The organism is Pelomicrobium sp. G1, assembly GCF_051905455.1.
Taxonomy (GTDB): domain Bacteria; phylum Pseudomonadota; class Gammaproteobacteria; order Burkholderiales; family UBA6910; genus Pelomicrobium.
Map to the genome: position 1 here is coordinate 260,643 of NZ_JBQACR010000001.1, position 12,432 is coordinate 273,074.

Annotated in this window: 14 protein-coding genes; 10 read left to right on the forward strand and 4 right to left on the reverse strand. The window is 67.5% G+C overall.

The window, feature by feature from the left end; genetic code table 11:
- The first annotated feature begins 35 nt into the window (after nt 1-35).
- From ccoN to ACTFO6_RS01315, 8 genes are all read left to right on the forward strand, one after another.
- Nucleotides 36-1,463, forward strand: a complete 1,428-nt coding sequence (gene ccoN, locus ACTFO6_RS01280) for a cytochrome-c oxidase, cbb3-type subunit I (protein WP_439932645.1) — start codon at nt 36-38, stop codon at nt 1,461-1,463.
- 10 nt (nt 1,464-1,473) lie between these two features.
- The gene (ccoO, locus tag ACTFO6_RS01285) at nt 1,474-2,088 is read left to right on the forward strand and encodes a cytochrome-c oxidase, cbb3-type subunit II (RefSeq protein WP_439932646.1); all 615 of its coding nucleotides are present in this window, start codon (nt 1,474-1,476) and stop codon (nt 2,086-2,088) included.
- A 4-nt stretch (nt 2,089-2,092) separates the two neighbouring features.
- The gene (locus tag ACTFO6_RS01290; RefSeq protein WP_439932647.1) at nt 2,093-2,287 is read left to right on the forward strand and encodes a cbb3-type cytochrome oxidase subunit 3; all 195 of its coding nucleotides are present in this window, start codon (nt 2,093-2,095) and stop codon (nt 2,285-2,287) included.
- A complete protein-coding gene (gene ccoP, locus ACTFO6_RS01295; RefSeq protein ID WP_439932648.1) occupies nt 2,284-3,192 on the forward strand; it encodes a cytochrome-c oxidase, cbb3-type subunit III in 909 nt (302 codons plus the stop codon). The genes ACTFO6_RS01290 and ccoP overlap by 4 nt, the downstream gene beginning before the upstream one ends.
- Before the next feature lie 141 nt (nt 3,193-3,333).
- Complete coding sequence (ccoG, locus tag ACTFO6_RS01300; protein WP_439932649.1) at nt 3,334-4,776, forward strand: cytochrome c oxidase accessory protein CcoG; 1,443 nt, start codon at nt 3,334-3,336, stop codon at nt 4,774-4,776.
- Nucleotides 4,748-5,296 carry a FixH family protein gene (locus ACTFO6_RS01305; protein ID WP_439932650.1) on the forward strand — a complete coding sequence of 183 codons (549 nt, stop codon included), beginning with the start codon at nt 4,748-4,750 and terminating at the stop codon, nt 5,294-5,296. The genes ccoG and ACTFO6_RS01305 overlap by 29 nt, the downstream gene beginning before the upstream one ends.
- A 19-nt stretch (nt 5,297-5,315) precedes the next feature.
- Nucleotides 5,316-5,450 (forward strand): DUF3149 domain-containing protein, encoded by a 135-nt coding sequence (locus ACTFO6_RS01310; protein WP_439932651.1) that lies wholly within the window; start codon nt 5,316-5,318, stop codon nt 5,448-5,450.
- A complete protein-coding gene (locus ACTFO6_RS01315; RefSeq protein ID WP_439932652.1) occupies nt 5,447-5,824 on the forward strand; it encodes a hypothetical protein in 378 nt (125 codons plus the stop codon). Before ACTFO6_RS01310 ends, ACTFO6_RS01315 begins: the two co-directional genes overlap by 4 nt.
- A 30-nt stretch (nt 5,825-5,854) precedes the next feature.
- On the opposite strand, the gene fnr is transcribed toward ACTFO6_RS01315, so the two are convergent.
- On the reverse strand, nt 5,855-6,601 hold the full coding sequence (gene fnr / locus ACTFO6_RS01320; RefSeq protein WP_439932653.1) for a fumarate/nitrate reduction transcriptional regulator Fnr: 747 nt from the start codon (nt 6,599-6,601) through the stop codon (nt 5,855-5,857).
- Between the two features lie 151 nt (nt 6,602-6,752).
- Between fnr and hemN the strand changes: the two genes are divergently transcribed.
- Nucleotides 6,753-8,174: an oxygen-independent coproporphyrinogen III oxidase gene (gene hemN, locus ACTFO6_RS01325; protein WP_439932784.1), complete on the forward strand. Its 1,422-nt coding sequence runs from the start codon at nt 6,753-6,755 to the stop codon at nt 8,172-8,174.
- Between the two features lie 147 nt (nt 8,175-8,321).
- On the forward strand, nt 8,322-9,023 hold the full coding sequence (locus ACTFO6_RS01330) for a sulfite exporter TauE/SafE family protein (protein ID WP_439932654.1): 702 nt from the start codon (nt 8,322-8,324) through the stop codon (nt 9,021-9,023).
- A 45-nt stretch (nt 9,024-9,068) separates the two neighbouring features.
- Here ACTFO6_RS01330 and ACTFO6_RS01335 read toward each other — a convergent pair whose 3' ends face one another.
- The 3 genes from ACTFO6_RS01335 to ACTFO6_RS01345 all read right to left on the reverse strand — a co-directional run bounded on the left by ACTFO6_RS01335 (nt 9,069) and on the right by ACTFO6_RS01345 (nt 12,423).
- Nucleotides 9,069-10,322 carry a class I SAM-dependent methyltransferase gene (locus tag ACTFO6_RS01335; protein WP_439932655.1) on the reverse strand — a complete coding sequence of 418 codons (1,254 nt, stop codon included), beginning with the start codon at nt 10,320-10,322 and terminating at the stop codon, nt 9,069-9,071.
- An 83-nt stretch (nt 10,323-10,405) separates the two neighbouring features.
- Entirely contained in the window at nt 10,406-11,743 is a 1,338-nt protein-coding gene (locus ACTFO6_RS01340; RefSeq protein ID WP_439932656.1) for an ATP-binding protein, read from the reverse strand.
- Entirely contained in the window at nt 11,740-12,423 is a 684-nt protein-coding gene (locus ACTFO6_RS01345) for a response regulator transcription factor (RefSeq protein ID WP_439932657.1), read from the reverse strand. Before ACTFO6_RS01345 ends, ACTFO6_RS01340 begins: the two co-directional genes overlap by 4 nt.
- Between the last annotated feature and the right edge of the window lie 9 nt (nt 12,424-12,432).

Below are 12,432 nucleotides of genomic sequence, written 5' to 3' on the forward strand. Positions count from 1 at the left end.
GGAAGGTTTTTGATTGAGCAACGGGGAGAGCTTGAATGGAAGCGCAAGCCACGTACAACTACAAGGTGGTCCGCCAGTTCGCCGTCATGACCCTGGTGTGGGGCATCGTGGGCATGCTGGTGGGGGTGATTATCGCCGCCCAGTTGATCTGGCCGGATTTGACCTACGGCATCCCGTGGCTCTCTTACGGGCGGCTGCGGCCGCTGCATACCAACGCGGTGATCTTCGCCTTCGGCGGTTCCGCCCTCTTCGCCACGTCCTATTACGTGGTGCAGCGCACCTGCCACACCCGGCTCTTTTCCGATGGCCTGGCGGCGTTCACCTTCTGGGGCTGGCAGGCGGTGATCGTGGCTGCCGCCATCACCTTGCCGCTGGGCTACACCACCTCCAAGGAATACGCCGAGCTGGAATGGCCCATCGACCTCCTCATCACCCTGGTGTGGGTGGCCTACGCCATCGTGTTCTTCGGCACCATCTACAGGCGCAAAACCCCCCACATCTACGTGGCCAACTGGTTCTTCGGCGCCTTCATCCTCACCATCGCCCTGCTGCACGTGGTGAACAGCCTGGAGATCCCGGCCACCCTGTGGAAGTCCTATTCCGTCTTCAGCGGCGCCCAGGACGCCATGGTGCAATGGTGGTACGGGCACAACGCGGTAGGCTTCTTCCTGACCGCCGGCTTCCTCGGGATGATGTACTACTTCATTCCGAAGCAGGCGGGGCGGCCGGTGTACTCGTACCGGTTGTCGGTGGTGCACTTCTGGGCCCTGATCTTCACCTACATGTGGGCGGGCCCCCACCACCTGCACTACACGGCGCTGCCCGACTGGACCCAGTCGCTGGGGATGCTCTTCTCCCTGATCCTGCTGGCGCCCTCCTGGGGCGGCATGATCAACGGCATCATGACCCTGTCGGGGGCGTGGGACAAGCTGCGCACCGACCCGATCCTCAAGTTCCTGGTCACCTCCGTCTCGTTCTACGGCATGTCCACCTTCGAGGGGCCCATGATGTCGGTGAAGACGGTGAACGCCCTATCCCACTACACCGATTGGACCATCGGCCACGTGCACTCGGGCGCGCTCGGGTGGGTGGCCATGATCTCCATCGGTTCCCTCTACTACCTGATCCCGCGCATGGTGGGCCGCAGCGAGATGCATTCGGTCGGCCTGATCACGGTGCATTTCTGGGTGTCCACCATCGGCGTGGTGCTCTACATCGCCTCCATGTGGATCGCCGGGGTCACCCAGGGGCTCATGTGGCGGGCGGTGAACGACGACGGCACGCTCACTTACAGCTTCGCGGAAAGCGTGAAAGCCATGTATCCCTTCTACTCGATCCGCTTGCTGGGCGGCATCCTGTTCCTCGCCGGCATGCTGATCATGGCCTACAACGTGTGGAAGACCATGGCCGGCGCCAAGGCCGTGGACAACGTGCCGGCGCCGGTGCCGGCCGCGGCCCATTGAGGAGGGCGCCATGAGCTCGATGCACGAACGGATCGAGAAGAACCTAGCCCTCATGATCGTGCTCATCGTCCTGGTGGTGGCGGTGGGCGGGCTGGTGGAGATCGTACCGCTCTTTTTCCAGCGCTCCACCACCGAACCGGTGCCCGGGCTCAAGCCCTTCACCGCGCTCGAGCTCGCGGGCCGCGACATCTACCAGCGGGAGGGCTGCTTCAACTGCCACTCCCAGATGGTGCGGCCGTTCCGGGCGGAAGTGGAGCGCTACGGCCACTACTCGGTGGCGGGCGAGTCGGTGTACGACCACCCGTTCCTGTGGGGGTCGAAGCGCACCGGCCCGGACCTCGCCCGGGTGGGCGGGCGCTACTCCGACGAGTGGCACCGGGTCCACTTCATGAACCCGCGGGACGTGGTGCCCGAGTCCAACATGCCGGCGTATCCCTGGCTCGCCCAGGCCAAGGTGGACGGCTCCCAGGTGGCGAAGCACATGAAGGCGCTGCAGCGGATCGGCGTGCCTTACAGCGACGAGGAGATCGCCAACGCCCCCAAGGAAGTGGAGGGCAAGACCGAGATGGACGCCATCATCGCTTACCTCCAGGGGCTGGGCACGGCGTTGAGGAGCGCAAGGTGAGGCCATGGATGTGAACGACCTAAGGATCCTGGCGACCGTGCTCGCCTTCGTCTGTTTCGTGGGGATCGTCGCCTGGGCCTGGAGCGGGCGCGCCCAACGGCGGTTCGAAGAGGCCGCCCTCGCCCCCTTCGACGGCGAGGAGCGGGAGCGCATCTGCAACGAGAAGGAACAAGCGCGTCGCGGGAGGAAAAAGCAATGAGCGATTTCGTGAGCCCCTTCTGGGGCTGGTACGTGGCCGTCCTGACGCTGGCGAGCATCGTCGGCTGCGCCGTGTTCCTGTGGTTCCTGTCCAAGGCCAAGGTCAAGAAGGGGGAGGCGGTGGGCACCACGGGCCACGTGTGGGACGAGGACCTGGCGGAGTGGAACAATCCCCTGCCTAAGTGGTGGAGCAATCTCTTCTACATCACCATCGTGTTCGCCCTGATATACCTGGTGCTCTACCCGGGGCTCGGCACGTTCCAGGGCGTTTTGGGGTGGAGCTCCAAGGACCGGTTCGAGCGGGAAATGGCCAAGGCGGAGGAGACCTACGGGCCCATCTTCAACAAGTTCTTGCAGCAGGACCTGCAGGCCGTGGCGGCCGATCCCCAGGCGCGGGAGATGGGCCAGCGGCTGTTCCTCACCTACTGCGCCCAATGCCACGGCTCCGACGCTCGCGGCTCCGTGGGCTTTCCTAACCTGGCCGACGGGGACTGGCTCTACGGGGGCGATCCGGAGACGATCAAGGCGTCCATCGCCAACGGCCGGCAGGGCGTGATGCCGCCCATGATCGACGCCGTGGGCGGCCCCGAAGGGGCCAAGGCGGTGGCCCATTATGTGCTCTCCCTCTCCGGCCGGCCCCACGACGCGAAACTGGCCGAGCAGGGCAAGGAGAAGTTCGTGGTGTGCGCCGCCTGCCACGGCGCCGACGCCCAGGGCAACCCCCAGCTCGGCGCGCCCAACTTGACCGACAACGTGTGGCTCTACGGCGGAAGCGAAGCCGTCATCCTCGAGACCATCACCAAGGGGCGCACCGGGGTCATGCCGGCCTGGGGCGAGCGGCTCTCGCCGGCCAAGATCCACCTGCTCTCGGCCTACGTGTACGGGTTGTCTCGGCAGACCAAATAGAAGCCGGACGTGCAGGCCGTTTCCAGGGAGCAGGGGCGGGGGACGCCCCCGGCGGGAAAAAGGGAACATGAGGGAGGGGAGGCGGCGACACCCAGGCCGCCGCCTCCCCTCGTGGCATTGAGGCGGGGCGGCTCGTCGCCCGTGAAAGGGATTGGACAGTTGGATCGGCCGGTTCAAAAGGTAAACGCTTCGGGGACGGACGACAGCCTCGAAGTCGCCCTGTACGAGGTCCGCAAGAAGATCTACCCGCGGGCGGTCTCGGGCGTCCTCGCCAACTGGCGCATCGCCTTGGTGGCGCTCACCCAGCTCGTGTTCTACGGGCTGCCCTGGCTCACCTGGAACGACCGGCAGGCGGTGCTGTTCGATCTCGCCCACCGCAAGTTCTACATCTTCGGCATCGTCTTTTGGCCCCAGGACTTCATCCTGCTCACGGCGCTTCTGGTGATCTCGGCCCTGGCGCTGTTCCTGTTCACCGCCGTCGCCGGCCGCCTGTGGTGCGGCTTCGCCTGCCCCCAGACGGTGTACACGGAAATCTTCCTGTGGATCGAGCAGTGGGTCGAGGGCGACCGGATGAAGCGCATGAAGCTGGACCAGGCGCCCACGAGCTGGCGCAAGCTGCGCGTCAAGGCTGCCAAGCACGGCCTGTGGATCGCCTTCTCCCTCTGGACCGGCATCACCTTCGTGGGCTACTTCACCCCGATCCGGGAGCTGCTCGGGGAGCTCGCACGATTCTCCCCGGGGCCGTGGGAGACCTTCTGGGTGCTGTTCTACGGCTTCGCCACCTACGGCAACGCCGGCTGGATGCGGGAGCAGGTGTGCAAGTACATGTGCCCCTACGCCCGCTTTCAGAGCGTGATGTTCGACCCGGACACGCTGATCGTCACCTACGACTACAACCGGGGCGAGCCCCGGGGGGCGCGCTCCCGCTCCGCCGACCGGAAGGCCCTGGGGCTCGGCGACTGCGTGGATTGCGGCATCTGCGTGCAGGCCTGCCCCACGGGCATCGACATCCGCAACGGCCTTCAGTACGAGTGCATAAGCTGTGGCGCGTGCATCGACGGCTGCAACCAGGTGATGGACAAGATGGGCTACCCCCGGGGGCTCATCCGTTTCTCCACCGAAAACGCCATCGAGGGAAAATATTCGGACCGGGACATCGTGAAACACCTGCCGCGGCCCCGGGTGCTGATCTACTCGGCCATCCTCCTCGCCCTGGTGGCGGCGGTGGCGGCCACCCTCTATTTCCGGGTGCCGCTCAAGGTCAACGTGATCCGCGACCGGGCGACCCTGGTGCGGGAGGCGGAGGACGGGCGGCTGGAGAACGTGTATCGGCTGCAGATCTTCAATACTACCGAGCGGCCGCGGCGGTACACCGTCACCGCCAGCGGCATCGACGGGCTCGAGCTGAAAGGGGAACCCCAGCCGATCCAGGTGGAAGGGGCCTCGTCCCGCACGCTGTCGGTGCGGCTGCTGGCCGAGCGGACGGCGGTGCAGAAGGGCGCGAACCCGGTGGTGTTTCGCGTGCAGGCGGTGGACGACGAGCGGGTGAGGACCGATGAGAAATCCAGCTTCATCGCCCGCTGAGGGGCGGGAGCGGTGGCCGGGGGCGCGCCCCTGGTACCGGGAGCCCTGGGTGTGGGGGCTGTTCGCCGGACCCGCGGCGGTGGTCGCGGCCGGCTTCGTGACCCTATGGATCGCGGTGAAGAGCGACGACGGCCTGGTGGTGGAGGACTACTACCAGCAGGGGCTCGCCATCCACCAGGTGCTGGACCGGGAGCGGGCCGCCCTTCGCCGGGGCGTGACCGCGCAAGTGCGGCTGGAGGAGGGCGGACGCAGCGTGGCGGTCGAGCTCGCGGTGAAAGACGGCGGGCCGCCGGCGGCGCTGGTGCTCAAGGTGATCCATCCGACCCGGGCGGGCTTCGACCAGACGCTGCGGCTCGCCCCCGCGGGCAAGGGCGAGTTCCGCGGCGCGCTCTCGCCCCCGGCTCCCGGGCGCTGGGTGTTGAGCCTCGAGGACGACGGCGGCACCTGGCGGCTCACGGGTTCCCTCTGGTATCCCGAGCAACCGGCGGTGCGGCTCGTGCCGCCGCCCGCTTCATCCTGATCGAAGGAGCGAGAACGACATGTCTCCGGCATTGGAACTGCTGCTCAACTCAGATTTCGGCCGCTTGAGCCTGTTCACCATCGGCTTCATCATCGCCATGGGGATTTTCCTGCTGGTATGGCTCGCCCGAAAGTCCCGAGGTCCCAAGCCATGAGCTGCCCGAGCCTGCCGCAGGCAGCGGAAACCCAGGAGCTAGGCAGCTTCGGGCGGCGATTGATCTGGATCCTGTGGCCATCGTTCATCGTGGGCGGGATCGGGGAGGCGATTTTCTTCAGCCTGTTCGACCCCATGGAGCTGCCCTTCAGCGACACCCTGCTGCCGGGCGGCCAGACGCTGGGGGAAAACCGCCTGATGGTCTACACCATCGGCTTCTTCCTCTTCTGGGCCTTCGCCGCCGCCTCCAGCGCCCTCACCTGCTTCTTCCAGCGCACCTCCGCCGAAATCAACCGCTGCCCGCTCGCGCCCGCGGAGCGGCCGCCGGGTTGCCCCAAGCGGGAGGAGCCGGGGGTGCCGCGCTGTGATGGATGATTTACCACGCAGGTTAAACCTCAAAAGCGCCTAGCGCAGCACGCAGGGCCCGATGAAGGCGTTGAGCCCCGCGGGGTCGAGGATCTGGATCGCCTTGTTGTGCACCCGGATGAGGCGCTCCTGCTGGAACTTGGAAAAGAGGCGGCTCACGGTCTCCAGCTTCAGGCCCAGGTAGCTGCCGATCTCCTCCCGGGTCATGCGCAGGTTGAATGCGGAAGGCGAGTAGCCGCGGGCCTGGAAGCGCTGGGAGAGGTTCACCAGGAAGGCGGCCAGGCGCTCCTCCGCCTTCATGCTGCCCAGGAGCAGCATGACCCCCTGGTCGCGAACGATCTCCCGGCTCATCATCTTGTGCAGATGGCGCTGCAGCGACGGCATTTCCCGCGACAAGGTCTCCAGCTCGGAGAAGGGGACCTCGCAGGTCTCGCTGTCCTCCAGCGCGACGGCGCTGCAGGGATGCCGGTCCGAGCTGATGGCGTCCAGCCCCATCACCTCCCCCATCATGTGAAAGCCGGTCACCTGCTCGCGCCCGTCCTCGGACAGCAGGTAGGTCTTGAAGAAACCGGAACGCACGGCGAAGAGGGCGTCGAAACCCTCCCCTGCCCGGTAGAGGTGCTCGCCCCGCTTCACGCGGCGGCGTCGGTACACCACCGCGTCCAGGCGCTCCACCTCCTCCCGGGTGAGCCCGATGGGCAGGCAAAGCTCCTGGAGGTTGCAGGCGCTGCACGCGGTGCGCAGCGCCGTGAGGCTGATGCCCTTGACGGGGGGCGGGGCGGCCATAGGCGGGTGCTGCAGGGCGATCCCGGGCGGGGTCCTGGAACGAAGATAAACGAATTCTAATGCACCGCATCCCGTTGATCTAGATCAAAGGCTCTTCGGCTGCCGGTGGCATAGTAGGGGGCCTATGGGAACCGTCTTGCACATCGCCGCGATGCACCGATCCGAACACCAGGCAGTTTTCCAAAGCGCGCCGCCCCTGCCGGCCTTCGATGCCGAGCTGATCCGCCGCTTCGACGTGAGCGGCCCCCGGTACACTTCGTACCCGACCGCCGACCGCTTTGTCGAAGCCTACGATGAGGCCGCGTATCGGGCCTGGGCCGCGAAGCGCAACATCGGCGGCATCCGCCGGCCCCTTTCCCTCTACGTGCACATCCCGTTCTGCGACACGGTCTGTTTCTATTGCGCGTGCAACAAGATCATCACTCGGAACCGCCGCCGTGCCGTCAGCTATCTCGGGTACCTGCGCAAGGAGCTGGACCTGCAGGCGGCCCTGTTTGCCGGGGACAACGAGGTGCATCAGCTCCATTTCGGCGGCGGCACGCCCACCTATCTCTCGGACGAGCAGCTCGGCGGCTTGATGCAGGACATCCGCTCCCGCTTTGCCCTGTCGCCCCAGGGGGAATATTCCATCGAGATCGACCCGCGCAAGGTGGGCCCGCATACGGTGCGGGTTCTGGCGGAGCTCGGCTTCAACCGCGTGAGCCTCGGCGTCCAGGACCTGGACCCCCAGGTGCAGCGGGCGGTGAACCGCATCCAGAGCGAGGCCCAGACGGTGGCCGTGATCGAGGCTGCCCGGGCCCACGGATTCCGCTCGGTGAGCCTGGACCTGATCTACGGGCTGCCGAAGCAGACGGTGGCGGGCTTCGCTCACACGCTGGAGCGGGTGATCGCGGCGAACCCGGACCGCATCGCCCTCTATAACTACGCCCACCTGCCCCATGTCTTCAAAACCCAGCGGCAGATCGATCCGGCCGAGCTGCCCAGCCCCGACGAGAAGCTGGAAATCTTCAAGCTCGCCATCGAGCGCTTGACCGCCGCGGGATACCTCTACATCGGCATGGACCATTTCGCCAAGCCGGACGACGAGCTGGCGGTGGCTCAGCACCAGGGCCGCCTGCACCGCAACTTCCAGGGCTACTCCACCCACGCAGGGTGCGATCTGGTGGGGCTGGGGGTCTCGGCCATCGGCATGATCGGGCCCACCTACGCCCAGAACCATCGCGCGCTGCAGGAGTATTACGAAGCCCTGGACGACGGGCGGCTGCCCATCATGCGTGGGCTGGAGCTTTCCGCCGACGATCTCCTGCGGCGGGCGGTGATCCAGGCCCTCATCTGCCATTTCGAGCTTTCCTTCGAGCCCATCGAAAGCGGCTATCTCATCGATTTCCGCCGCTACTTCCAGCGGGAGCTGGAAGCGCTGAGGGAGCTGGAGCGCTGGGGCCTGGTGACCCTGGAGGACGACTGGATCGGCGTTACCCCCCGGGGCCGGCTGCTGGTGCGCCACGTGTGCATGGTGTTCGACAAGTACCTCCAGTCCGACCTCCAGCGCACCCGTTATTCGAAAGTGATATGAGAATCTATTCGCCACAGAGGCATAGAGAAAGAAGAGAAGGAAGTTTTCGACGCGAAGGGCGCAAAAGGCGCGAAAGAAGGAAATCTTTATTGCAGGATTGGTTTTTATTTGCGCTCTCTGCGCCTCTGTGGTTCAAGATCCTAAACAATGACCTCGGAGTTTCTTTCGGTGTTCCTGGTGGGGCTGCTTGGCGGCACCCACTGCGTGGGCATGTGCGGCGGCATCGTGGGCGTCCTTTCCCTCAGCGCGGGCGAAGCGGGAGTGGGGCGCCGGGCGGGGCTGCAGGCGGCCTACAACGTGGGGCGCATCGCCAGCTACGGGGTGGCGGGGGCGGTGGCGGGCGCAGCCGGCTCCGCGGGGCTCCTGGCCGAAGGGCTGATTCCCGTGCAGCAGGGCCTGTATGCTAGCGCGAACCTGATGCTGATCGCCCTGGGGCTCTATATGGCGGGTCTGTGGCGCGGCGTGGCCCACCTGGAGCGCGCCGGCGGCCTGCTTTGGCGCCGGCTCCAGCCGTGGACGGCCCGGATGCTGCCCATCGACAGCCTGCCGCGGGCGTTTGCCGCCGGCACGGTGTGGGGGTGGCTGCCCTGCGGGCTAGTCTACAGCGTGCTCTTCACCGCACTCCTCTCGGCGAGCCCGGTCACCGGCGCCCTCATCATGCTGGCCTTCGGGGCGGGTACGCTTCCGAACCTGATGGCCATGGGCTGGTTCGCCGGGAGCCTGAAGGGTTTTCTGCAGCGTCCCTGGGTGCGCTACGGGGCGGGTGCGGCGATCGTGGCGTTCGGCATTACCGGGCTCCTGCGGCTCCCGAACCTACCCCTCGGCATCGCCGAGTTCTGCCGCTCCTAGCCTGGCGTTGCCTGGTCGAAAAACCGTGCCCGGCGGGCGCCATGATCAGGCGAGGCGCATGGCTTCGCTCGGCTGCGCCGCTTCGGCGTCCCGGGCCGGGGCGTACATATAGGCGCGGGTCCACGGCAGAGGGCTCTCGCCCGCCCGGGCGGGCTTGAAGGCGAGGACCTGCTGGATCGTCACCCAGCCCTGCTCGAAGGCGTGGGCGCAGCCGGCGAGATACACGCGCCAGATGCGCAGCCGCCTCTCGCCCGCGATGGCCGCCGCCCGGGCCCGGTTCTGCTCCAGCCGCTCCGCCCAGTGCCAGAGGGTCTTGGCGTAGTGCAGCCGCAGGGTTTCCACGTCGGCCACTTCCAGCCGCTGGGCGGACATCTCCCGGATCGCCAGCGACAGGTGGGGGAGTTCCCCGTGGGGGAAGACGTATTTCTCGATGAACTCGCCTCCGCCTAAGGGGGACCAGCGGCTGTCGGGATCGCCGGCGGTGATGCCGTGGTTGAGCGCAATGCCGCCGGGCTTGAGCAGCCGCTGGATGACGCCGAAGTAGCGGGGCAGATTCTTCAGCCCCACGTGCTCGAACATGCCCACGCTGGCGATCTTGTCGAACGCCGCCTCCCCCGGCACGTCCCGGTAGTCCTGCAGCAGAACGCGGCAGCGGCCGGAGAGACCCTCCTCCTCGATGCGCTTTGCGGCGTACTCGTACTGGTACCGCGACAGGGTGATGCCGATGGCATCGACCCCGTAGTGCCTGGCGGCCCAGCGGATCAGCCCGCCCCAGCCGCAGCCGATGTCGAGGAATTTCTCGCCGGGCCGCAGCATGAGCTTGCGGCAGATGTGATCCAGCTTCTGCTCCTGGGCGGTGTGGATGTCCTCGTCTCCCGTCTTGAAGTAGGCGCAGGAGTAGACCATGTGGCGGTCCAGCCACAGGGCGTAGAAGTCGTTGGAGACGTCGTAGTGGTACTGGATCGCCTTCCGGTCCGTGCGCCGGGAATGGGCCCAGCGCCACACGGGCAAGCGGCCCTGGCCGGCGCCCGCGTAGGCGGCGAGGCGCGTGGCGGCGCCGATCACGTCCCTCAAGGGCCCTTCCACGTCCACGTGGCCTTCCACATAGGCCTCCCCCAGCTTGGCGAGGGTCGGGCGCAGGAAGTAGCGGGCCGCCGCCGGGGCGTTCAGGCGCAGCAACACCGTGGCATGGGGCGAAAGCTCGACCGCGCGGCCGTTCCACAGCTCCACCCGTAGCGGAAGGGCGCCTTTCTCTTTCAGGCCTTCCAGGAATCCTTCGATCTTTTTTTCGAAGAGCATGCGTCCCCCTCGGCGGCAGCGACCGGGACAGTTTAGAGCACCGGCCGCGGAGCGCGCCAGATGGTCGCGGCGGTTCTTCCTGTTCAGTCGCGGAAGCGCACGGTGACCCGCGCGCCGCCTAGGGGCGAGCGGTCGATGGCGACGGCGCCGTCGTAGGCGCTGGCCACGTCCCGCACCACGGCGAGACCGATGCCGTGGCCAGGCACCGTCTCGTCGGCCCGCACGCCTCGCTCGAGGAGCCGCTGGGCCTCCCCCGGCTCGATCCCGGGACCGTCGTCCTCTACTGTGAGGGAAAGCCCCTCCTCGCTCCTCGCGGCGGCGACCCGCACCTGGGAGCGGCACCACTTGTAGGCGTTGTCCAGGAGGTTCCCGAGCACCTCCATCAGGTCGTCCTCGGCGCCCCGGAACACCTCCTGGGCCTCCACCGCCACGGTGGTGCCCACGGGCTTGTCCCGGTGGACCTTGGCCAGGGTGGCGATCAGGCGCTCGGCCATCGGCCGCACCGCCACCGGGCCGCTGAAGGTGGCGGCCCGTCCCGCCGCGGCGCGCTGGAGGTGGTACTCCACCAGACGCCCCATGCGGTCGAGCTGCTCGCCCAGCGCCGCCGGGGAAGGAGGGGCGGACCCGTCCGGATCGCTCATGCTCCGGAGCACCGCCAGGGGGGTCTTCAGGCTGTGGGCCAGATCCGCAAGCGCGTTCTTGAGCTTCTTCTGCTGGGCCCGCTCGTGGGTGAGGAGGGCGTTGATGTTTTCGGTGAGGAGCTTGAGCTCCTCCGGATATTCTCCCCTGAGATGCTCCTGGCGTCCGGCCTGGACCGCGGCCACTTCGGCGGCCACGCGCCGCAGGGGTTTCAGTCCCCAGCGCAGCACCAGCCACAGCACCGCGAGGAGCAGCACGGAGAGGGCGGCGAGCCACCCCCCCAGGGCGGTGCGGTAGCGACGGATCTGCTGCAGATACTCGGTCAGGTCCTCGGCGACGCTGAAGGTGAGATCCCGGGGATTGGCGCCGATGGCCCAGCGCACCCCCAGGCTCTGGACGACGTAGTCCTCCCCGGCGGCGTCCGTGCGCCGCTCGAAGCGCCGCGCGCCGGGGGGAAGGCCGCTTGCGAAGGGAACGTCGAGCCCGAGGGCGGAAGGGGAACGCCACAGCACTGCGCCGCCGGCGTCGGCCACCTGGGCGTAGAGCCCGGAACCGGGGAGGCTCAGCCGCGGCTCGGGCAGCGGTTCGGGCAGGATGAGCCGGCCCTCCGCGTCTTCCTCGGCCGCTCCGAGGAGGAGGTAAATCTGGGCGAGGAGGCGTTCCCGGCGCGCCGATTCGGCGCTTTCCCGGAACGCCTGCTCCAGGGCGACGCTGGTGAGGGTGACGAACGCCGCGAGCACCAGCGCGGCGGACAGCGCCACGCGCCGGTGCAGGGACATCATGAGGCGTCGCTTTCCAGGACGAAGCGGTAGCCCCGGCCCCGCAGGGTCTCTATGGGGGAGAGCGCCCCTTCCGGGTCCAGCTTGCGCCGCAGCCGCCCCACCAGCACCTCCAGCACGTTGCTGTCCCGGTCCTCGTCGTGGGGATAGAGGACGTCGGAAAGCTCCGCCTTGGAGATCACCTTGTTGCGGTGGGTCACCAGGTATTCCAGGAGCCGGTACTCGTAGGGCGTGAGGTCCACGTCCACACCGTTCACGCTCACCTTCTGGGCGGCCAGATCGACCCGGAGGGGGCCGCATTCCACGGTCTGGGAGGCGGTGCCGGCGGCGCGGCGGATCAGGGCCTTGACCCGCGCCAGCAGCTCCTCCATCTGAAAGGGCTTGGTGAGATAGTCGTCGGCCCCGGCCTCCAGCCCTTCCACCTTGTCTTGCCAGCGGCCCCGGGCGGTGAGCACCAGGATGGGCAGCAGCCGCCCCCCCGAGCGCAGCCGTCGGATGATCTCCAGCCCCGGGATGCCCGGCAGCCCCAGATCCACGATGGCCGCGTCGTAGGGGTATTCGCTGGCGAGGTAAAGGCCTTCCGCGCCGTCGCCGGTGCCGTCCACCTGGTAGCCCTCCCGGGCGAGGCGCTCGGTCACCTGGCGGCGCAGGTCGGCTTCGTCTTCGATGACCAGGAGGCGCACTTGAGACAG